Origin of the sequence: Mycobacterium parmense (genome assembly GCF_010730575.1) — a bacterium.
Lineage (GTDB): Bacteria > Actinomycetota > Actinomycetes > Mycobacteriales > Mycobacteriaceae > Mycobacterium > Mycobacterium parmense.
Genome location: NZ_AP022614.1, coordinates 2,610,189 through 2,631,077 on the forward strand (window position 1 = coordinate 2,610,189; position 20,889 = coordinate 2,631,077).

At 70.6% G+C, this 20,889-nt stretch carries 19 protein-coding genes; 8 read left to right on the forward strand and 11 right to left on the reverse strand.

The features are described from left to right. Positions 1-73: 73 nt before the first annotated feature. On the forward strand, positions 74-730 hold the full coding sequence (locus tag G6N48_RS11830; RefSeq protein WP_139825653.1) for an ACT domain-containing protein: 657 nt from the start codon (positions 74-76) through the stop codon (positions 728-730). A 98-nt stretch (positions 731-828) separates the two neighbouring features. On the opposite strand, the gene ligA is transcribed toward G6N48_RS11830, so the two are convergent. Further along, a complete protein-coding gene (gene ligA / locus G6N48_RS11835) occupies positions 829-2,907 on the reverse strand; it encodes an NAD-dependent DNA ligase LigA (RefSeq protein ID WP_085267986.1) in 2,079 nt (692 codons plus the stop codon). 30 nt (positions 2,908-2,937) lie between these two features. After that, positions 2,938-3,975 carry a uroporphyrinogen decarboxylase/cobalamine-independent methonine synthase family protein gene (locus G6N48_RS11840; protein WP_085267985.1) on the reverse strand — a complete coding sequence of 346 codons (1,038 nt, stop codon included), beginning with the start codon at positions 3,973-3,975 and terminating at the stop codon, positions 2,938-2,940. 95 nt (positions 3,976-4,070) lie between these two features. Here G6N48_RS11840 and G6N48_RS11845 point away from each other — a divergent pair, with 95 nt between their 5' ends. Continuing rightward, on the forward strand, positions 4,071-4,706 hold the full coding sequence (locus G6N48_RS11845) for a sensor domain-containing protein (RefSeq protein ID WP_085267984.1): 636 nt from the start codon (positions 4,071-4,073) through the stop codon (positions 4,704-4,706). Positions 4,707-4,715: 9 nt separating this feature from the next. Here the strand turns inward: G6N48_RS11845 and G6N48_RS11850 are convergent, their stop codons facing one another. Continuing rightward, the gene (locus G6N48_RS11850) at positions 4,716-4,973 is read right to left on the reverse strand and encodes a hypothetical protein (protein ID WP_232066601.1); all 258 of its coding nucleotides are present in this window, start codon (positions 4,971-4,973) and stop codon (positions 4,716-4,718) included. A 245-nt stretch (positions 4,974-5,218) separates the two neighbouring features. Here G6N48_RS11850 and G6N48_RS11855 point away from each other — a divergent pair, with 245 nt between their 5' ends. Next, complete coding sequence (locus tag G6N48_RS11855) at positions 5,219-6,607, forward strand: HAMP domain-containing sensor histidine kinase (RefSeq protein ID WP_085267982.1); 1,389 nt, start codon at positions 5,219-5,221, stop codon at positions 6,605-6,607. A gap of 16 nt (positions 6,608-6,623) precedes the next feature. Here the strand turns inward: G6N48_RS11855 and G6N48_RS11860 are convergent, their stop codons facing one another. Both G6N48_RS11860 and G6N48_RS11865 read right to left on the reverse strand, forming a co-directional pair. Beyond that, positions 6,624-7,874 (reverse strand): COG4705 family protein, encoded by a 1,251-nt coding sequence (locus G6N48_RS11860; RefSeq protein ID WP_085267981.1) that lies wholly within the window; start codon positions 7,872-7,874, stop codon positions 6,624-6,626. A gap of 80 nt (positions 7,875-7,954) precedes the next feature. Continuing rightward, positions 7,955-8,620 (reverse strand): response regulator transcription factor, encoded by a 666-nt coding sequence (locus G6N48_RS11865; protein ID WP_085267980.1) that lies wholly within the window; start codon positions 8,618-8,620, stop codon positions 7,955-7,957. A gap of 294 nt (positions 8,621-8,914) precedes the next feature. On the opposite strand from G6N48_RS11865, the gene G6N48_RS11870 reads away from it, so the two are divergent. Beyond that, the gene (locus G6N48_RS11870) at positions 8,915-10,222 is read left to right on the forward strand and encodes an MFS transporter (RefSeq protein ID WP_085267979.1); all 1,308 of its coding nucleotides are present in this window, start codon (positions 8,915-8,917) and stop codon (positions 10,220-10,222) included. An 11-nt stretch (positions 10,223-10,233) separates the two neighbouring features. Here G6N48_RS11870 and mnmA read toward each other — a convergent pair whose 3' ends face one another. Genes mnmA through G6N48_RS11890 form a run of 4 tightly spaced genes read right to left on the reverse strand, consistent with a single transcriptional unit; the run spans position 10,234 to position 14,262 of the window. Further along, positions 10,234-11,310 (reverse strand): tRNA 2-thiouridine(34) synthase MnmA, encoded by a 1,077-nt coding sequence (gene mnmA, locus G6N48_RS11875; RefSeq protein WP_139825652.1) that lies wholly within the window; start codon positions 11,308-11,310, stop codon positions 10,234-10,236. Further along, positions 11,311-12,489, reverse strand: coding sequence for a cysteine desulfurase family protein (locus G6N48_RS11880; protein ID WP_085267977.1), 1,179 nt, complete (start codon positions 12,487-12,489; stop codon positions 11,311-11,313). It abuts the gene before it with no gap. A gap of 46 nt (positions 12,490-12,535) precedes the next feature. After that, a complete protein-coding gene (locus G6N48_RS11885; RefSeq protein WP_085267976.1) occupies positions 12,536-13,417 on the reverse strand; it encodes a lysophospholipid acyltransferase family protein in 882 nt (293 codons plus the stop codon). Beyond that, positions 13,414-14,262 carry a GNAT family N-acetyltransferase gene (locus G6N48_RS11890; protein WP_085267975.1) on the reverse strand — a complete coding sequence of 283 codons (849 nt, stop codon included), beginning with the start codon at positions 14,260-14,262 and terminating at the stop codon, positions 13,414-13,416. The genes G6N48_RS11885 and G6N48_RS11890 overlap by 4 nt, the downstream gene beginning before the upstream one ends. 262 nt (positions 14,263-14,524) lie before the next feature. On the opposite strand from G6N48_RS11890, the gene G6N48_RS11895 reads away from it, so the two are divergent. Both G6N48_RS11895 and G6N48_RS11900 read left to right on the forward strand, forming a co-directional pair. Then, positions 14,525-16,009: a cryptochrome/photolyase family protein gene (locus G6N48_RS11895; RefSeq protein ID WP_232066603.1), complete on the forward strand. Its 1,485-nt coding sequence runs from the start codon at positions 14,525-14,527 to the stop codon at positions 16,007-16,009. Positions 16,010-16,016: 7 nt separating this feature from the next. Continuing rightward, positions 16,017-16,391: an SRPBCC family protein gene (locus tag G6N48_RS11900; protein WP_085267973.1), complete on the forward strand. Its 375-nt coding sequence runs from the start codon at positions 16,017-16,019 to the stop codon at positions 16,389-16,391. 7 nt (positions 16,392-16,398) lie between these two features. Here the strand turns inward: G6N48_RS11900 and G6N48_RS11905 are convergent, their stop codons facing one another. Beyond that, positions 16,399-17,355: an electron transfer flavoprotein subunit alpha/FixB family protein gene (locus G6N48_RS11905; RefSeq protein ID WP_085267972.1), complete on the reverse strand. Its 957-nt coding sequence runs from the start codon at positions 17,353-17,355 to the stop codon at positions 16,399-16,401. Positions 17,356-17,403: 48 nt separating this feature from the next. Next, complete coding sequence (locus G6N48_RS11910; protein WP_085267971.1) at positions 17,404-18,204, reverse strand: electron transfer flavoprotein subunit beta/FixA family protein; 801 nt, start codon at positions 18,202-18,204, stop codon at positions 17,404-17,406. A gap of 226 nt (positions 18,205-18,430) precedes the next feature. On the opposite strand from G6N48_RS11910, the gene G6N48_RS11915 reads away from it, so the two are divergent. Further along, on the forward strand, positions 18,431-19,246 hold the full coding sequence (locus tag G6N48_RS11915) for a class I SAM-dependent methyltransferase (protein WP_085267970.1): 816 nt from the start codon (positions 18,431-18,433) through the stop codon (positions 19,244-19,246). Positions 19,247-19,272: 26 nt separating this feature from the next. Further along, the gene (locus G6N48_RS11920) at positions 19,273-20,826 is read left to right on the forward strand and encodes a 1,4-alpha-glucan branching protein domain-containing protein (protein WP_179969939.1); all 1,554 of its coding nucleotides are present in this window, start codon (positions 19,273-19,275) and stop codon (positions 20,824-20,826) included. The last annotated feature ends 63 nt before the right edge of the window (positions 20,827-20,889 follow it).

A 20,889-nucleotide genomic window follows, 5' to 3' on the forward strand; every position in this document is an offset into this window, starting at 1 on the left:
GCGGCACGCGCGGCCGCGGATGCCGGGCCCAGCCGAAATGCCGTGCGGGCATCGCTGTGAAACAGTGTTGGCCGTGCCCTCGTATCTCTTGCGCATCGAGCTGGCCGACCGGCCGGGTAGCCTCGGTTCGCTGGCGGTCGCGCTCGGTTCGGTGGGCGCCGACATTCTGTCGCTGGACGTGGTGGAACGCAGCTCGGGATACGCGATCGACGACCTTGTCATCGAGCTGCCGCCGGGCTCGATGCCCGACACCCTGATCACGGCCGCCGAGTCGCTGCCCGGGGTCCGCGTCGACAGCGTGCGCCCGCACACCGGGCTGCTCGAGGCGCACCGGGAGCTCGAGCTGCTCGACCATGTCGCCGCTGCCGTCGACGGCGCCTCGCGGCTACAGGTCCTGGCCGACGAGGCGCCCAAGGTGCTGCGGGTGAGTTGGTGCACGGTGCTGCGCGATTCGGATGGGGCACTCGAGCGCGTGGCGGCCAGCGCCGGCGCCCCGGAGACCAAGGCCGACAAAGCCCCGTGGCTGCCCATCGAGCAGGCCAAGGCGCTGGACAACACGGCCGAGTGGGTGCCGCAGGCGTGGCGCGACATGGACACCACCATGGTCGCGGCCCCGTTGGGCGACCCGCACACCGCGGTGGTGCTCGGCCGTCCGGGCCCGGAGTTCCGGCCCTCGGAGGTGGCTCGGCTGGGTTACCTGGCCGGGATCGTCGCGACGATGCTGCGCTGAACCGCCGCCCGGTTACGCGGGCACCCGGTCCAGCAAGCCGTTGTAGATCGCGACGATCTTCTCGGTCTCCGTGGTCGCGGGTACCCGGCGGCGACCGGCTACTGGCCGGATCTGTCGGGGCCGTCGGCGAGCAACCGCCGGAACCCGTCCTCGTCGAGGACCGGCACGCCGAGCTCGACGGCCTTGTCGTACTTGGAGCCGGGCGAGTCGCCCGCGACGACGTAGTCTGTCTTCTTCGAAACCGAACCGGCGGCCTTGCCGCCGCGGGACACGATCGCCTCCTTGGCGTCGTCTCGGGAGAAGCCGGTCAGCGACCCGGTGACCACGACGGTCAGGCCCTCCAGTGTGCGCGGCACACCGGCGTCGCGCTCGTCGGCCATCCGCACGCCGGCGGCACGCCACTTGTCGACGATCGCCCGGTGCCAGTCGACGGTGAACCACTCGGTGAGGGCCGCGGCAATGGTCGGTCCGACGCCCTCGACGGCGGCCAGCTCCTCTGTGGACGCGGACATGATCGCGTCCAAGTCGCCGAACTCGGTAGCCAGTGCCCGCGCGGCCGTCGGCCCGACGTGCCGGATGGACAGCGCCACCAGCACCCGCCACAACGGCACCTGCTTGGCCTTGTCCAGGTTCTCGAGGAGCCGACGTCCGTTGGCGGACAACGCGCCGGCCTTGGTCCGGAACAGCTCGGTGGCCAGCAGGTCGTCCTCGGTCAGGCTGAACAGGTCACCCTCGTCGGCGATCACCCCGGCCTTGAGCAGCGCGGTGGCCGCCTCGTAGCCCAGCCCCTCGATGTCCAGCGCACCTCGGCCGGCGACATGGAACACCCGCTCCCGCAGCTGCGCCGGGCAGGACCGTGCGTTGGGGCAGCGGATGTCGGCGTCGCCCTCCTTGGCCGGGGCCAGCGGTGTCCCGCACTCGGGACACGTTGTCGGCATGACGAATTCGCGTTCGGACCCGTCGCGCAGGTCGACGACGGGGCCCAGCACCTCAGGGATGACGTCGCCGGCCTTGCGGATCATGACGGTGTCGCCGATCAACACGCCTTTGCGCTGCACCTCGGCGGCGTTGTGCAGGGTGGCCAGCCCCACGGTGGACCCGGCGACCTTGACCGGCGTCATGAACGCGAACGGCGTCACGCGCCCGGTGCGCCCGACGTTCACCCGGATGTCGAGCAGCTTGGTCTGCGCCTCCTGGGGCGGGTACTTGTACGCGACGGCCCACCGCGGCGCCCGCGACGTCGTCCCCAGCCGCCGCTGCAGCGCGACGTCGTCGACCTTGACCACCACGCCGTCGATCTCGTGGGAGAGCTCGTAGCGGTGCTCGCCCCAGTAGCCGATCCGCTCCTCTACGGCGGCAAGGCCGCTCACGCGGGCGGTCTGCTCCGCCACCGGCAAGCCCCAGGACTTCAGCGCGGCGTACGCCTCGTGCAGCGTCCTCGGCGCGAATCCCTCGGCGCGGCCCAGGCCGTGGCAGATCATCCGCAGCCGGCGCCGCGCGGTGACGGCCGGGTTCTTCTGGCGCAGCGACCCGGCCGCGCTGTTGCGCGGATTGGCGAACGGCGCCTTGCCCTCCTGGACCAGGCTGGCGTTGAGCGCCTCGAAGTCGGCCAGCAGAAAGAAGACTTCGCCGCGCACCTCCAGCAGGGCGGGCGTCGGGAACTCGTCACTGCCACTGAGCCGTTCGGGCACGTCGTCGATGGTGCGCGCGTTCAGCGTGACATCCTCGCCGACCCGGCCGTCGCCGCGGGTGGCCGCCCGTTCGAGCCGGCCGTCGCGGTAAACCAGTGACAGCGCCACGCCGTCGATCTTGAGCTCGCACAGGTAGTGGGGGTCGCGGCCGATCTCGTTCTCGACCCTGGCGCTCCAGGCGGCCAACTCGTCGCTGTCGAACACGTCGTCGAGGCTGAGCATCCGCTCGAGGTGGGCGGCCTCGGTGAAGTCGGTCGCGAAGCCGGCCCCGCCGACGAGCTGCGTCGGCGAATCGGCGACCCGCAGCTCCGGGTGGCGCTCCTCCAGCGCGAGGAGCTCGTTGAACATCGCGTCGAACTCGGCGTCGGAGACGATCGGGGCGTCCTTGACGTAGTAGCGGAACTGGTGCGCCCGCACCTCGTCGGCCAGTTCCTGCCAGTGCCGCCGGACCTCGGGCGGCACCGGATCAGCTTCTGCTGAGCTCACCCACGCAGGCTAGCCGAGCGCACCGACAGCTCAGATGGCGTCCGGGTCCTCGGCGAACGCCTCGGCCGCCTTACGGGCGAGCTCGATCGCCGTGCGGGCCCACTGCGGCGTCGCGCCGGCCAGCCCGCAGGCCGGGGTGACGCCGACGCGATCGCGCAGCGCCGAGCGCCCGAAGCCGAGGCGGTCGGTCACCGCCACGACGGCGGCGGCCACCTGCTCCGCAGACGGGCGCCGCTCCGGCGCCCGGACGGCCACCACCCCGACCATGACGGTGCGGCCCGACTCGACGAACGCGGCGATGCCGTCCAGATCCGGCGCGGCCAGCGTGCTCGCGTCCACCGATACCGCGCCAATTGCGCTGCGCCGCAACAAGTCCCACGGAAGCTGCGGAGTGCAGCTGTGCAGCAGAACGTCGCGGCCCAGCGCGTCGGCGCAGGTTTGCAGCAGCGCCTCGGCCACGGCCTCGTCGAGCGCGGCGACCGGGCTCAGCGCCGTCACCCCGGCGAGCTGACCGCCCAGGGCCGCCGGCAGCGACGGCTCGTCGAGCTGCACCACCACCGGGGTGTCGAGGCGCCGGGCCAGCGCCGCGCGGTGCGCGGCGACACCTTCGGCCAGCGACGCCGCGAGGTCCCGCACCGCCCCGGGGTCGGTGATCGCCCGGTGGCCGTTGGCCAGCTCCAGCCCGGCGGCCAGCGTGATCGGCCCGGGAGCCTGGACCTTGACCACTCGCCCGGCACCGCGCAGCCCGGCGGCCTCCCACGCCTCCTCCAGGGCGTCGCAATCCTCGTCGAGCAGGCTGCGGGCCCGGCGCGTCACCGCGCCGGGCCGGGCGGTCAGGCGATAACCCCGGGGGACCGTGTCGATGGCCATGTCGATCAGCAGCCCGCCGGCCCTGCCGAGCAGGTCGGCGCCCACACCGCGCGCGGGCAGCTCGACGATGTGGGCCAGCGCCCCGGCCAGTTCGCCGACGACCACCTCGGCGGCCTCGCGCGCGCTGGTGCCGGGCCACGAGCCGACGCCGCTGGCCCTGGCAAAGGGATGCGCGAAGCCATCCGTGAAATCACTCACCGGGCAACCGTATTCGATGTCGCCGCGCGCGCCGGTCGCGAGGGGTGTTCGCAGCGAGTAGGTTGTGCTGCGAAGGGTGCGAAACGGTGGGGCGTATGGCGAGGTTGACCCGACCGCTGCTGTTGTGTGGCGCAGCGCTGCTAGCGGTTGCGTGCACCCGGGTGGTCGACGGCACGGCCCTGCCGGGCCCCGGGGCGACGCGCAAGGTGGTGCACGGCGTCGACGTCGACACGATCCTGCTGGACCAGGCGCGGATGGGCGCCATCACAGGCGCCGGTGAACACTTGACCATCATTCCCTCGATGGACGGCACAAACCCGGTGGACATCGAGTCCCTCGCCGGCAGCGCTCCCCGGGAATGCCGGTTCCTGTTCGCCGAGACGGCGACGTTCGGGCCCGACATCGAGGAGTTCCACAAAACCACCTTCCAGGATCCGCCGGACGGCGCGCTGATCTCCGAGGGTGCCGCGGCGTACCGGGACGCCGACACCGCGCGGCACGCTCTGGGCGCCCTGGCGCACGAAGTCGGGGCCTGCGCGGGCGACGCGGACGGCCAGCAGTTCGTCGGCGACTGGAACGCAGGCGCCGACTCGCTGCACCTGGGCCCGGGCGGCTGCGGGCGCGACTACCGGGTCGTGTCGGTGGCCATGGTGGAGGTCACCTCCTGCGGCTTCCCGCAGTCGGTGTCCGACATCGTGATGACGAACATCGCTTCCAACGTGCCGGGTTGAGTCGTGTGGTCAGCGAGCGGTCGACGGCTCACCCGGCCGTGGTCTCGGCAACCACTTGACGATGCCCTGCCGAATGCCCAGCGTGATCTCGTCCCTGCGGGCGGGGGTACCGGTCGGGGCCGTCTCCGGACAGCCACAGCCGAGGGTGCTGAACGGATTCGGATCGGCACCCGCCGGCGCCGTCCCCGACCCGCCGAAACCGAGCGCGCCGCCGGCGCCGATCAGCACCACGACGAAGGCGCGCGCACAGCGCTGCATTGCCGGCATATGACATCTCCTCCCGGCGGGTCGGCGTTCGGCACAGCCCACGACTAAATCCACTGCGAAACAGGCGGATTCGTTATCCTCTGCCCCCGAAGCGAGGGCGCGGTGCTGAACACGTCGGCACCAGCCTACGAGCAGGGCGCTTAGAAGACGCTGAGAAGCCGGTGCGCCGGCATCCGCGGACGGCCTTCTGCGCCCCGCGGCGGCCCGGCAGAATGGGAAACGTGCGCCCACCTGCTGTCCGGCCGATGCGAGGAGGCCGTCGCCGGCGGTCCATGTGGCCGCGCGATCTGGGTATCTCAGCACGCTCGGCCGCAGTGTCAGCGATCGTCGTGTTGTTGGCGCTGACCGCTGCTGGGGCGGCACTGGACGCGATCCTCTACCGGTCACTGCTGGCAGGTGTCGACGACGCCGCCGCCGGCAGAATCCACAACATCGCCGAGGCCCTGGAATCCAATCCGCCGGACGACATCAGCGGTGCGCTGTTCTCCGTCGACCAGCGAGTGGTGGCGATTCAACTGATCTCCCCCGACGGCAAGGTGGTGAGACGGTCCGGATCTGCGGCCGAGACGCCATTGGCTCCGTTGCGCGAGTTCGGATTTCAGCTTCGCCGCGGGATCACCGACGACGCCGTGCCCGGTGACGACATGCGGGTGAGCGGCCAACGGGTCGACACCCGGTTCGGTCAATACACCATCATCGTCGCGGGTGGCAGCGAGACGGTCGAGGCGACGGCCCGAACCGTCGCCCTGCTACTGGCCGCCGGCGCTCCCATCGTGATCACCGTCGCCGGAGTCGCGAGCTACTGGCTGGTTCGTCGGTCGCTGCAGTCCGTGGACGCCATCCGCAGCAGGGTCGCCGAAATCACGACGTCCGATCTGGCAGAGCGGGTACCGGTGCCCACCAGCCGCGACGCCATCTCGGCGCTGGCGGTCACGATGAACGAGATGCTGGCACGCATCGAGGCCGGCCATCGCGCACACCAGCGCTTTGTCAGCGACGCCTCGCACGAACTTCGCAGCCCGCTGACCACCATCATCTCCGGGCTGGAGGCTGCGGAGGCGCATCCCGAACTGCTCGACGCCGAGCTGGCGATCAACACGCTTCTCCCCGAGGCGCAACGCATGCGTGCCCTGATCGAAGACCTGTTGCTTTTGACCCGCGCCGACGAGCAGAGCCTGAGGCTGCGCAAGGAGCCGGTGCCGCTGGGCCGTCTCGTCGAGGTCGAAGCGGAACGGGTCAGACACGGCGCGGGCTGCGAGATCCATACGGAGATCGAAGCCGCGCAGATACTCGGCGATGCGAACGCCATCTCGCGCGTGATCCGCAACCTCGCCGATAACGCTGTGCGACATGCGACGTCACGGGTCGACATCCGGGTGGTCACCCGCGACGCGACGGCGATCCTCACCGTCAGCGACGACGGTCCGGGCATCGACCCGGACGAGCGCAGCCGGGTCTTCGAACGTTTCGTGCGCCTGGACTCGGATCGCGCCCGCCGCGGTGGCGGGACCGGCCTGGGACTGGCCATCGTGGCCGAGGTCGTCGCCGCTCACGGCGGGACGGTGACCGTCGACGGCCGCGCGGAGGGAGGAGCCTTGCTGGCCGTGACGCTGCCCCGGTTCCCGCTCGATTGACGAGTCGACTTGCGGCTCAGCCGAAGTCGGCGAGCAGGGCCTTCAGAGCCGCCGTCTCCCCGGCCGCGTCGGGTCGGCTCGCCCGCACCGCGTGCAACGCGTCGTCGATCTGATGGTCGAGGACACCCCAGGCGCCCTGGTCCATCGGCTTCAGGCTGGATTCGTCTTCATCCCAAGCTCTTTCCAGTTCCTTGATGCGCGCCTTGGCGCCGCTTTGATCGCCGGCTCGCACCTTCTCCAGGGTGGACGCGGCGATGGCGCGGAACTTTGCGATCTCCGCCGGCGGGAAGTGAGCCGTCAACTCGCCGGAGGCGACCGTGGCGGTCGGAACCGCGGTGGGCGCTTCCTCCTCCGGTGCCGCCGCGGAATGTGGACGGTGCGCGAAGAAGATCAGCAACGCCCCGGCGGCCGCGGCCAGCAGGAGGTAGTAGGCGAGCAGAATCCGTTCGCGCATGGGGCTTGTCGGGATGAGCCCCTGCTGCGGGCGCTCCTCGATGACGTCGGTGCCGGTGGCGGTGAGGAATGCCACCGTGGCCACGATCGCGGCCAAAAAAAGCACGCTCGTGGCCGCGGTCCCCAGGTTCAGGCCGTGACCCGAGCGCGGCGAGGCCAACCAGTCACCGAGGTTGGCGCCCAGCGGGCGGGTCAGTGTGTACGCGAGCCAGAACGACAGCACCGGGTTCGCGCCGATCGACCATCCCCCGGCGATGGCGGCGATCAGTGCGGCGGGCAGGAGCACCGAAACCCCTGGACCCCAGCCGGTGAGCTGAAGCGTCCAGTCGCCCGCCGCGGTACCGAGCGCGAAAGTCACCAGCACGGCAAGCCAATAGAACGACTCGCGCGGCAGCGTCACGATACTGTGGATCGACAGGCTGCGTTCCCGCGCGTACCACACGCCGAAGACGACGGCCAACGCGACGGCGAATGCGGTGGTGCTCACCGCCAGGGGGACACCGAGATCGTCGGTGAGGATGTCGGTGTAAAGCGTACCGGTCACACTGAAGACGACCACGGTCAGCCAGTAGGCGTAGGGACGATAGCGGTCGAGGCGCAACTGCCAGGCCAGGACCGCGGCCAACAGCAGCGTAAAGATCAGTGCGGTGGCGTGCAAACCCGCCCCAAGCGCGACGCTGACCCAGTCCGCGACGCTTTCACCCACCGTCGTGCACAGGATCTTGATGACCCAGAACCACACCGTCACCGCTGGGACTTTGCTCAGCGGCACTTGATGTTTGGTGGCGGTCACAGACAGGGTTGGCTCAATCATGGCGCAGACCCTACAAAAGACTTGCTGAGTCGACGCTGAGGAGACCGCGGCCCGGCCGACGCGGGACACCCCGCCGTCGTTCACCTCAGCCGGTAGCCCACTCCGCGAATCGTCTCGATCGTGTCGGTCGCGAATGGGACATCGATCTTGCGGCGCAGATATCCCACATACACCTCGACCACGTTGTCGGGGCCCTCGTGGTGGGCATCCCAGACATTGGACAGGATCTCGGCTTTGGTCACCACCATGTCCTTCTTGCGCATCAGATACTCCAGCACCCCGTATTCGCGGGGGGTCAGGTTGATCGGCGTCGAGCCACGCTGGACCGTATGCCGCGCGGGGTCCAGCGACAGCGATCCCGCGGTCAGCACCACCGGGCGCTCGGGAGCGCCGCGGCGCTCCAGCGCCCGCATGCGCGCGACCAGGACCCGAAACGAAAACGGTTTGGTCAGGTAGTCATCCGCGCCAAGATCGAAGGCGTCGGTCTCGTCGTACTCACCGTCTTTGGCGGTCAACATCAACACGGGGGTCCACACGCCTTGCGCCCGCATCCGGCGCAGCACCTCGTATCCGCTGTGGCCGGGCAGCATGATGTCGAGTACCACCACGTCGAAGTCGTTCTCGATCGCCTCGTGCAGGCCCTCGATGCCGTCCTCGGCGGCCACCACGACGAATCCCTCCGCCCTCAACCCCCGCGCCAAGGCCGCCGCCAGCAGTGGCTCGTCCTCGACGAGCAAGACTTTCATAGCGGCAGGCTACTTCGTGCCCCGCGTGGCGGGCTGGAACTGGTCCGCCCTTTGCCGGATCTCAGCGATTCCTCAGTGCCCCCATGCCAATGTATGGCGCCCGGGTTAGCTACCTTTGGTGTCGACATCGTTCGTTGAGCCATGCTTTCTTCAGTGTCCGCCCGCAAGCTCAGCCAGTGAAGAGGTGCCGTCATCGACGCCAAGCGATCCCCGGGGGTGGCGGGTGCACCGAAACCCGTTCTTCACCAGCGCATTACATCGTCAGAGTCTAGAGAGCCCGGCATCGCGGCCAGGATGGATCGGCTGCCGATCACCTCGTGGCACCGACGCGCCGTGGTGGTCGTCGGACTGGGCCTGTTTTTCGAGATCTACGAGGTGTTCCTGGCCGGTGTGCTCAGCGGAGTCCTGAGTCACCGCTTCCATCTCGGCAAATCCGAAGTGTCGATGCTCCTGGCCTCGGCTTTCTTCGGGATGTTCCTCGGTGCGCTGGCGTTCGGCCCGATCACCGACCGGTTGGGGCGGCGGTTCGGATTCCTTCTGTCACTGAGTGTTTACTCGGTGTTCTCCTTGGTCGGTGCGTTCAGCGTCGGTCCCGTGATGCTGGTGGCGACGCGATTCCTGGCCGGGCTGGGAATCGGTGCCGCACCCCCGATCGCCGACTGCTACCTCGCCGACCTGCTGCCGGCGAACGGGCGGGGCAGATACACGGCGTGGGCCTACACGTTGTCGTTCGGCGGAGTTCCGCTCGCCGGCTTCCTCGGCCGGTGGCTGGTGCCGAGGGCTCCGTTCGGCTTCGAGGGCTGGCGGTGGATGTTCGCGGTGGGCGCGCTCGGCGCGGTCGTCGTGTTCGCCCTGCGCGCCGCGCTGCCCGAGTCGCCGCGGTGGCTGGAATCGGTCGGGCGCGTTCGGGAGGCGGAGGCCATCGTCGAACGGCTCGAACTGCAGGCCGGTGCCGATCTGCTTCCCGAACCGGACGTTCGGGCTCCGGCGCCGGACCAGCCCGGCCGGCGCAGGCAACTGCTGATGCCGCCTTACCGGCGCCGCACGCTGATGATGATGGCCTTCCACCTGCTGCAGACCTGGGGTTACTACGGTTTCGGCACGCTGGCACCGATGGTGTTGAAGGCGAAGGGTTTTGACATCCCGGAGACGCTGCTGTTCAGCGCTATGACCTTCCTCGGGTACCCGATCGGGTCCGCGTTGTCGGTGCCGGTGATGGAACGCTTCGAGCGCAAGCACCTGGTGGTCGGCGCGGCCGCCGGAATGGCAGCTCTTGGGCTGGGATTCGGCCTGGCGACCTCCACCGGCCCGATCGTGGTGTGCGGGCTGGGCTACACCTTGGTGAGCAACATCTTCTCGAACACGTTCCACGTCTATCAGGCCGAGATCTTCCCGACGCAACTGCGCGCCACGGCGGTCGGCAGCGCCTACTCCCTGTCCCGGCTGTCCAGCGGACTGATGCCGTTCGTGCTCGTGCCCCTGCTGCACACCCGGGGTCCCGATGCGCTGTTCGCCGCGGTAGCGACCGCGCTGGCGATCGTCGCCGTGGACATCGGAATGTTCGGGCCGCGTACGACGGGGCGCGCGCTGGACGGGGTGTGAGGCGTGAACGACTAGCGCGAGGTGCCCGAGATGACGGCGCTGCCGAGCACCTCGTCACCGTCGGAGTCCGGGCGGTAGAGCACCAGCGTCTGGCCCCGCGCGACGCCGCGCAGCGGGTCGCGCAACCGCACCGTCAGCTCGTCGCCCACCAATTCGGCTACCGCGCTCACCGTTTCGCCGTGCGCGCGCACCTGTACGGCGCAGCCGAGGGGGCCCGTCGGAGCGGCGCCGGCGGTGAACACCGGTGCCCGCCCCACCAGCTTGCGCACCTCGAGGTCGTCCACGTCGCCCACCTGCACCGTGGCCGTCTCGGCGTCGATCGCGGTCACGTAGCGCGGGCGCCCGTCGGGCCCCGGGCCTGCGATCCCCAGGCCCTTGCGCTGGCCGATGGTGAAACCGTGCACGCCATCGTGCGCGCCCAGCACCGCGCCGTCCGCGTCGACCACGCTGCCGCGCCGGACACCGATGCGCTCACCGAGGAAGGCACGCGTGTCCCCGGACGGGATGAAGCAGATGTCGTGGCTGTCCGGTTTCTCGGCGACCGCCAGGCCGCGGCGGGCCGCCTCGGCGCGGATGCCGGGCTTGGCCGTGTCGCCGATCGGGAATGCGGCGTGGCGCAGCTGTTGCGCGGTCAGGACGGCCAGCACGTAGGACTGGTCCTTGTCCCGGTCGACGGCCCGGCGCAGCCGCCCGCCGGACAGCCGGGCGTAGTGGCCGGTGGCAACGGTGTCGAAGCCCAGCGCAAGGGCTTTGGCCGACAGCGCCGAGAACTTGATCCGCTGATTGCATCGCACGCACGGGTTCGGCGTCTCCCCGCGCGCATAGGACGAGACGAAGTCGTCGATGACGTCCGTCTGGAATCGTTCGGCGAAATCCCAGACGTAGAAGGGTATTCCGAGCACGTCGGCGACGCGACGCGCGTCCGAGGCGTCCTCCTTCGAGCAGCAGCCCCGCGAGCCGGTGCGTAGGGTGCCGGGCGCGGCCGACAGCGCCAGGTGCACGCCCACCACGTCGTGCCCGGCGTCGACCATGCGGGCGGCGGCGACCGAGGAGTCGACGCCACCGCTCATGGCAGCGAGAACCTTCACCTACGGGGCCCCCGTCGCGGCCAGCGCCGCCCGGCGGGCGCGGTCCACCGCCCCGGGCAGGATCCGCAGCACCGCGTCGACGTCGGCGTCGACGCTGGTGTGCCCCAACGAGAGTCGCAACGACCCGCGGGCGCTGGCCGGGTCGGCACCCATCGCGGTCAGCACGTGGGAAGGCTGCGCGACGCCGGCGGTGCATGCCGAGCCCGTCGAGCACTCGATCCCGTTGGCGTCCAACAGCATCAACAACGCGTCGCCCTCACAGCCGCGGAAGGTGAAGTGCGCGTTGCCGGGCAGCCGCATCGGGTCCCGGGCGCCGTTGAGCGCGACGTCCTCGATGCCGTTCAGTACACCGGTGATCAGGCGGTCACGCAACGACCGCAGCCGCGCGCTGTTGGCCTCGAGCGCGTCGACGGCGATCCGGGCCGCGGCCGCCATCCCCACCGCTCCGGCGACATCGGCGGTGCCGGAGCGGATGTCGCGCTCCTGCCCGCCGCCGTGCAGCAGCGGGGCGCAGGCGGCGTCGCGGCGCAGCAGCAGCGCGCCCACGGCCGGCGGACCGCCGAACTTGTGCGCGGCCACGCTCATCGCGGACAGGCCGCTGGCGGCGAAGCCGACGGGCAACTGGCCCACCGCCTGAACGGCGTCGCTGTGCATCGGGACACCGAACTCCGCGGCCACGGCGGCGAGTTCGGCGACGGGCATGACGGTGCCGACCTCGTTGTTGGCCCACATCACCGTGACCAGGGCGACGTCGTCGTGGCTCTGCAGCGTCTCGCGCAGGGCCGCCGCCGACACCGAGCCGTCGGCGGCGGTCGGCAGCCATGTCACCTCGGCGCCTTCGTGTTCGGCCAGCCAGTGCACCGAGTCGAGCACGGCGTGGTGTTCCACCTCACTGGCGACGATGCGCCGGTGGCGCGGTTCGGCGTCGCGGCGCGCCCAGAAGATGCCCTTGACGGCGAGGTTGTCGCTTTCGGTGCCGCCCGCGGTGAAGATCACCTCGGAGGGGCGCGCGCCCAGCCGGTCGGCGATCGACTCGCGGGACTCCTCGATTCGCCGGCGCGCCGCCCGGCCGCTGGTGTGCAGCGACGACGCGTTGCCGACGGTGCCGAGCACGGCAGTCATCGCCTCGACGGCGGCGGGGTGCATCGGGGTGGTGGCGGCGTGATCCAGGTAGGCCATTACGCGCCCCACGATACCTGCAGGTCTACGACGCGAGACCGGGACGTCAGGCCACCAGCGCGTGCCCGTGACCGGGGTGCCGCGCGGCGCCCACCCCCACCGCGTACTGGCAGCGGCCGGCCAGGTCGCGGCGGTCGGCCCCCGGTAGCTGCAGGGACTCGACGCGCACCCGCGCGATCGTGCGGCGCACGGTGAGCAGGCGGGCGATCGAGCGCCCGAGCGTGTCGTCGCCGACGAAGGCCGGGGCGGTCGAGACGCTGCCGTCGGTGTGGTGATAGGTCAGGCGCAGGGGTTGCACCGGGCGGCCGGCGTCGATGGCGGCCTGGAACATCGCCGGGTAGAAGGCCCCGCAGCCCTGATGCGATGGCCCGTGGCGCCCCGCGCTGTCACCGCGCGCGCCGCACCAGGTGGTGCCTTCGGGGAAGGCGACGACGGTCTGGCCGGCGCGCAGCCGGCCGGCGACGGCGTCGACCACCGCGGGTAGCCGCCGCAGGCTGGCCCGCTCGATCGGGATGATTTTCAGGGTGCGGGCGACGACGCCCACCGCGCGGCCGGTGAACATGTCCGCGCGCGCCACGAACGATCCGGGCAGCACCGAGCCGATGGTGAAGACGTCCAGCCAGGAGATGTGCGGGCTGACCACCAGAACGCCGCGCAGGTTGCGAATCGGGTTGCCCGACACCGTGATCCGGACTCCGAGACACCGCAGCACCAGGCGGCAGTAGAGGCGTTGCGCCCGGCTGCGGCCCGGCATCGGCACCACGATCAGCGGCAGGCCCGGGGCCAGCAGCAGCGCCAGTGCCAACCGAAGCGCGACGCGGAGCATGACCCGCAGGCGCGCCTCGGTGGCGTCGCCGACGCCGACGCAGCTGCTGTCGCATTTCGCCAGGGGCAGCCAGGCGTGGGCGGCGGCCGCGGGGACGTTCACCGGACGCCGCCCGCCATCTCGGCGGCCGCGGACACCGATCTCAGTCGCTTGAGATATCGGGTGTCGGCGCGCCGCTTGTCCAGCAGCACGCAGAAATCGCCGACGCCGAAGTCCGGGTCGTGCGCGGGTTCGCCGCAGACCTGCGCGCCGAGCCGCAGGTAGCCGCGCATCAGCGCCGGGACGGCGGGCCGGGCCGGCGGCGTGATCTCGTCGAGCGGCTTGCCCTGGACGACCACCGGCCGGTAGGGGCGCACCCCGTATTCCGGGGGCGCGGCGTGCCGGCTGAGGATGAAGTCGCGGACCCCGCGCAGCTGTACGCCCGGCGCCTCGTCAGCCGTTTCACCGGCGATGGGCACCGACACGCACCCGGTCACGTAGTCGTAGTGGTAGCGGTCCAGGTAGGCGAGGATGCCGGCCCACATCAGCAGCACGACGCCGCCGTTGCGGTGCCCGTCGCGAACGACCGCGCGTCCCATCTCCACCAGTGACGGCTTGAGCGGGTCGAAGGCCCGGACGTCGAATTCGGTCGCGGTGTAGAGGCCGCCGGCCGCGATGGCGCCGGCCGGCGCCAGCATCCGGTAGCAACCCACCAGCTCCCCGGTGCCGTCCTCGCGGACCAGCAGGTGGTCGCAGTACTCGTCGAACCTGTCGACGTCGCGGCGGTCCCCGTCGACCGTCGGCAGCGCGAAGCCGGGCGTGCTGGTGAACACGTCGTACCGCAGCCGCTGCGCGGCCTCGATCATGCTGGCATCGGTGGACAGCAGCAGGGAGTAGCGCGGCGCGGCGGAGTCGACCGCTGGGTTGTCCGGTTTCTCGCTCGGTATCAGGACAGAGGCAACGCTCACGTCACCCAACGTGGCGTAGCCGATGAGCTAATCGGCGTCGCAGCGCTGACGTGTCGGTGCACGCCAGATGACGAAATGTCGCGGCAACGGCTCGCCGCCGGCCTGCGATTACGGCGTCGACGGCGGCGCCGACCAGCGGACATGGTGGCGCCGCCCGTTGACACCGGCGCCGTAGTCGTTAACTTGGTGAACAGACCTTCGGTCTATGACGGTCAAGCCCCTGGCCGGTCGACCATCGTTTGCGATCCGAACGGGGCCCCTCGTGACAGAAACCGACGCGCTGCGCTGGTGCTTCGCCGATCAGCTCGGCCCGCACTTCCTCGACAGCCCCGACCAGCCGGTGCTGCTCATCGAGTCCCGGGCCGTGTTCGAGCGCCGCGCCTTCCACCGCCGCAAGGCGCACCTCGTGCTGTCCGCGCTGCGGCACCGGGCGGCCGAACTCGGTGACCAGGCGACCTTCCTGCAGACCCGCACCTACGGGGAGGCGCTACGCCGCGTCAAGGCCGACGTCAGCGTGTGCGCACCCACTTCCCGGGCGGCGGACCGGTTCGTCCGGTCGATGCCCGGCATCGAGGTGCTGCCCGCCCGCGGATTCTGCACCGGGCGCGACGAGTTCGAGCGGTGGGCGCAGCGCCAGCGCACTCTGCGACTGGAGAACTTCTACCGCGACGCCCGCCGCAGGTTCGACCTGCTGATGGACGGCGACCAGCCCGCCGGGGGACGGTGGAACTTCGACGCCGACAATCGCGAACCGCCGCCGAAGAACGCCGACACGCTGGACGTCCCCGCGCCATGGCGGCCCGACGAGGACGAGATCGACGAGCAGGTGCGCGCAGACCTGGACCGCTGGGAGCGTGACGGCTCGGTGGCGTTTGTCGGGCGCGACGGACCCCGCGAATTCCCCGTCACCGCGGCCGAAGCCGCGAAAGCATTCGATATCTTTCAGCGAAAACGCTTGCCGCACTTCGGTCCTCACGAGGACGCCATGCTCGCGGGTGACCGTTTCATGGCGCACAGCCTGCTGTCGGCCCCCATGAACCTCGGCCTGCTGGATCCCGTAGCGTGCGCGTATGCGGCCGAGGACGCCTACCGGGCGGGCAGGGCGCCGCTGGCCGGCGTCGAGGGATACATCCGCCAGCTGATCGGGTGGCGCGACTACATCTGGCACGTCTACTGGCACTTCGGTTCCGGCTACCGCCGGCACAACGCGCTGCAGGCCCGCGGCAGGCTGCCGAAGTGGTTCGCCGAACTCGACGCCGACGCGGTGGAGGCCCGGTGTCTGCGGGACGTGCTAACGCAGGTGCGCGACCACGGCTGGGTCCATCACATCCCCCGGCTGATGGTGCTGTCGAACTATGCGCTGCAACGGGGCTGGAACCCCGCCGCGGTCACCGACTGGTTCCACCGCTGCTTCGTTGACGGCTACGAATGGGTGATGGTGGCCAACGTCGTCGGCATGGCCCAGCACGCTGACGGCGGGCTGATGGCGACCAAGCCGTATGCGGCCGGCGGCGCGTACATCAACCGCATGAGCGACTACTGCGGCGACTGTGCGTACCGCCCCGATGAGCGGGTCGGCGAGCGCGCCTGCCCGTTCACCGCCGGTTACTGGTGGTTTCTGGCCCGCAACAGGCAGCACCTGGCCGGCAACCACCGGATGCGCCAGCCGCTGGCGGGTCTGGGTCGCCTCCGCGACCTGGACGACGTCGTCGAACAACAGCGCCGACTCGGCCAATCCGCTCCGTAGGGGGAACGTGCTCACCGCGCAAAGAACGATCGCCGCGCCGCCGGAGGCGGTGTGGAACCTGCTCGTGGACCTCGACGCCTGGCCGGAATGGGGCCCGACCATCCGCGCAGCCCGGCTCGACGAGCCGCACACCGAACTGGCGCTGCACGCGACCGGCACGGTGCAGACGTCGCTGCTGGTCGCGGTGCCGTTCGTGGTCACCGAGTTCGACCCCGGGCGGCACTGGGGCTGGAAGGTGGCCGGCATCCCGGCGACCCGCCACCGCGTCGACGCAGCGGGCGAGGGCGCGCGGGCGGGCATCGAGGTGCCGTGGTGGGCGGCGCCCTACCTGACGGTGTGCGCGGTCGCCCTGCGCCGCATCGACGCGATGCTGACCGGGTGACCCCGGCTCAGCCCTTGCGGGCCTTGACCGCGTCGGTCAGCTGCGGTGCGACCTTGAACAGGTCGCCGACAATGCCGTAGTCGGCGATCTCGAAGATGGGAGCCTCTTCGTCCTTGTTCACCGCGACGATGGTCTTGGACGTCTGCATGCCCGCGCGGTGCTGGATGGCGCCCGAGATGCCCAAGGCGATGTAGAGCTGCGGCGACACGGTCTTGCCGGTCTGGCCGACCTGGAACTGGCCCGGGTAGTAGCCGGAGTCGACCGCGGCACGCGACGCACCGACGGCCGCACCCAACGAGTCCGCCAGCGCCTCGACCACGCTGAAGTTCTCCGCGCTGCCCACGCCGCGGCCGCCGGACACCACGATGGTGGCCTCCGTCAGCTCGGGACGGTCGCCAGCCACCGCGGGCTCCCGGGACGTGATCTTGGTGGCGTTCTCGGCGGGCGCGGGCACCTCCACGGTGACCTGCTCACCGGCGCCGGCCTTGGGCTCCGCGTCGACGGCGCCACCGCGCACCGTGATCACCGGGGTGTCCCCGTTGACCTGTGACTCGACGGTGAACGCGCCACCGAAGATGGAGTGGACGGCCTTGTTGCCCTCCTGCACGCCCACGACGTCCACCAGCAAACCGGATCCGATCCTGGCCGCGAGCCGGCCGGCCACCTCCTTGCCGTCGGCGTTGGCGGACAGCAGGACGGCGGCGGGCGAGTTCGACTCGGTCAGCGACGCCAGCACGTCGACCACCGGGGTGATCAGGTAGTTCTGCGCGTCGTCGGACTCTGCGACGTAGATCTTCTCCGCCCCGGCCTCTTTCAGACCGTCGACCAGCGGGGCGGCCGTCCCCGGCGCGCCCACCACGACGGCGGACGGCTCGCCCAGAGCGCGGGCGGCGGTGATCAATTCGGAGGTGACCTTCTTCAGGGCGCCCTCGGCGTGCTCCACGAGCACCAGTACTTCAGCCATGATTTGTCTCGCTCTTCTCGTCTGTGTCGTCTGGGGTCTTGTGCTCGATCAGATGATCTTCTGGGCGATGAGGTACTGCGCGATCTGGCTGCCGCCCTCGCCCTCGTCGGTGACCTTCTCGCCCGCGGTCTTCGGCGGCTTGGGTGTCGACGACAGCACGGTGGATCCGGCGTTGGCCAGCCCGACCTCGTCGGCCTCGACACCGATCTCGGCCAGGGTCAGCACCGTGACCTCTTTCTTCTTGGCGGCCATGATGCCCTTGAAGGAGGGGAAGCGCGGCTCGTTGATCTTCTCGGTCACGCTGACCACCGCGGGCAGCGTGGCCTCGAGCGCGAACACGCCGTCGTCGGTCTCACGCTCGCCCGTCACCTTGCCGTTTTCCAGGGACAGCTTGCGCAGGTGCGTGAGCTGCGGGAGGCCCAGGTATTCGGCGATGATGGCCGGCACGGCACCGCCGGAGCCGTCGGTGGACTCGTTGCCGGCGATCACCAGCTCGGTGCCCTCGATGGTGCCGAGGGCGCGCGCCAACGCCCACGCCGTCTGGACCACGCAGGAGCCGTGCATGCCGTCGTCCTTGAGGTGGACGGCCTTGTCGGCGCCCATCGACAGAGCCTTGCGGATCGCCTCGGTCGCGCGCTCGGGGCCAGCGGTCAGCACGGTCACCGACCCCTCCACGCCGTCGGCGGCTTCCTTCTCGCGGATCTGCAGCGCCTCTTCGACGGCACGCTCGTTGATCTCGTCCAGCACCGCGTCGGCGGCCTCGCGGTCCAAGGTGTAATCGCCGTCAGTCAGCTTGCGCTCCGACCAAGTGTCTGGGACCTGCTTGATCAGGACCACGATGTTCGTCATGAGAGTGGTTCGTCCTCCTCGAAGGGGTTCCGCAGTCCTGTCCCGCGGAACCTGGGTACGGATTTCGCTCGCACAGCCATGTTACTAATCGGTAACTTGTGTGCGGTCTGCCATCTCACCATAGCGGGTCGTATGGCACGTTCTTGCAGGCCGTCCGCCTCCGCGGCCGAGGGTGCCCACTTCGCCGGTTCGCGAATCCGACACTTCGCGTTAGCCTCCCTATGCAATGAGCGCTTCAGTCCCCGACGTTCCCCAGCAGCTGCCCGGCGACACCCCGCCGGCGGCCCCCTCGGTGCTGACGCTGACCGGCGAGCGCACCATCCCCGACCTGGATATCGAGAACTATTGGTTCCGCCGTCACCAGGTGGTCTATCAGCGGCTGGCCGCCCGTTGCGCGGGCGCCGACGTGCTCGAGGCAGGGTGTGGCGAAGGTTACGGCGCGGACCTGATCGCCGGTGTCGCCCGCCGGGTCCTCGCGGTGGACTACGACGAGACCGCGGTGGCCCACGTCCGCAGCCGCTACCCGCGGGTGGACGTGATGCAGGCGAACCTGGCCAAGCTGCCGTTGCCCGATTCCTCGATGGACGTCGTGGTGAACTTCCAGGTGATCGAACACCTATGGGACCAGGCACAATTCGTGGCCGAATGCGCCCGGGTGCTGCGCCCCGCCGGGCTGTTCATGGTGTCGACCCCCAACCGGATCACCTTCTCCCCGGGGCGTGACACCCCGATCAACCCGTTCCACACCCGCGAGCTCAACGCCGCGGAGCTCACGGAGCTTCTCGTCGACGCGGGTTTCTCCCACGTGTCGGTCAGCGGCCTGTTCCACGGTCCGCGGCTGCGGGAGATGGACGCGCGGCACGGCGGCTCGATCATCGACGCGCAAATCGCCCGGGCCGTGGCCGCCGACCCCTGGCCGCCGCAGCTCGCGGCCGACGTCGCCGCCGTCACCGCGGACGACTTCGACCTGGTCGAGGAGGGTGAACGAGGCCGCCACATCGACGACAGCCTCGATCTCATCGCGATCGCGGTGGCGCCGTGACCGCCGAAGCATCCGGGACCGACCGCGTGCCGGGACTTTTCACCCTGGTGCTACACACCCATCTGCCCTGGCTCGCCCACCACGGCCGCTGGCCGGTCGGCGAGGAGTGGCTCTACCAGTCGTGGGCGGCGGCCTACCTCCCGCTGCTGCGGGTGCTGCGCACCCTCGCCGGCGAGGATCGCCGCGGGCTGCTCACCCTGGGCATCACGCCGGTGGTCAACGCCCAGCTCGACGACCCGTACTGCCTCGACGGCATGCACCACTGGCTGGCCAATTGGCGGCTGCGGGCCACCGAGGCCGCCGGTGTGCGGGCCGTTCCGCGGTCGAAGTCGGCGGGATTCCAGTCGTGCACGCCGGAAGCGCTGCGCGCCTTGGGCGTTCGCGAGAGCGCCGAAGCGGACCGCGCGCTCGACGATTTCGGCACGCTGTGGCGGCACGGCGGCAGCCCGCTGCTGCGCGACCTGGTCGACGCCGGCGCGGTCGAGCTGCTCGGCGGCCCGCTGGCCCACCCCTTCCAGCCGCTGCTCGCCCCGCGGCTGCGTGAGTTCGCGCTGCGCGAGGGTCTGGCCGACGCGCAGCTGCGGCTGGCCCACCGGCCCGGCGGCATCTGGGCGCCGGAATGCGCCTACGCGCCCGGCATGGAGCACGACTACGCGGCCGCCGGGGTGACGCACTTCATGGTCGACGGCCCCTCGCTGCACGGCGACACCGCGCTGGGCCGGCCGGTCGGTGACACAGACGTGGTCGCCTTCGGGCGCGACCTGCAGGTGAGCTACCGGGTGTGGTCGCCGAAGTCCGGCTACCCCGGGCACGCCGCCTACCGGGATTTCCACACCTACGACCACCTGACCGGCCTGAAGCCGGCCCGAGTCACCGGCCGCGCCGTGCAGTCGGAGGGCAAGGCGCCCTACGATCCCGAGCGCGCCGACCGGGCCGTCGACGCCCACGTCGCCGACTTCGTCGAGGTGGTCCGCAACCGGTTGCTCTCCGAATCCCGGCGCATCGGCCGCCCCGCCCACGTCGTCGCGGCCTTCGACACCGAGCTGTTCGGCCACTGGTGGTACGAGGGGCCGACGTGGCTGCAGCGGGTGCTGCGCGCCTTGCCCGAGGCCGGCGTGCGGGTCGGCACCCTGCGCGACGCGATCGCGTCCGGATTCGTCGGCCACCCGGTCGCGCTCCCGCCCAGCTCGTGGGGCTCCGGCAAGGACTGGCAGGTGTGGGCCGGCGACCAGGTCGCCGACCTGGTCCAGCTCAACACCGAGGTGGTCGACACCGCGCTGACCACCATCGACAAGGCGCTGGCACAGAATGCCGACGGACCGCTGGCCCGCGACCGTGTCGCCGATCAGATCCTGCGCGAGACGCTGCTGACGGTGTCCAGCGACTGGCCATTCATGGTCAGCAAGGACTCGGCCGCCGACTACGCCCGCTACCGCGCGCACCTGCACGCCCACGCGACACGGGAGATCGCCGCGGCCTTGGCGTCGGGGCGCCGCGACACCGCGCAGCGCCTGGCCGACGGCTGGAATCGGGCAGACGGGCTGTTCGGAGCGCTCGACGCTCGTAGACTGCCACGGTGAGCACCCCCCTCCCCCGCGAGCGCGCGCCCTTGCCCGGCGACACGCCCCGGCGGACGGCATCGC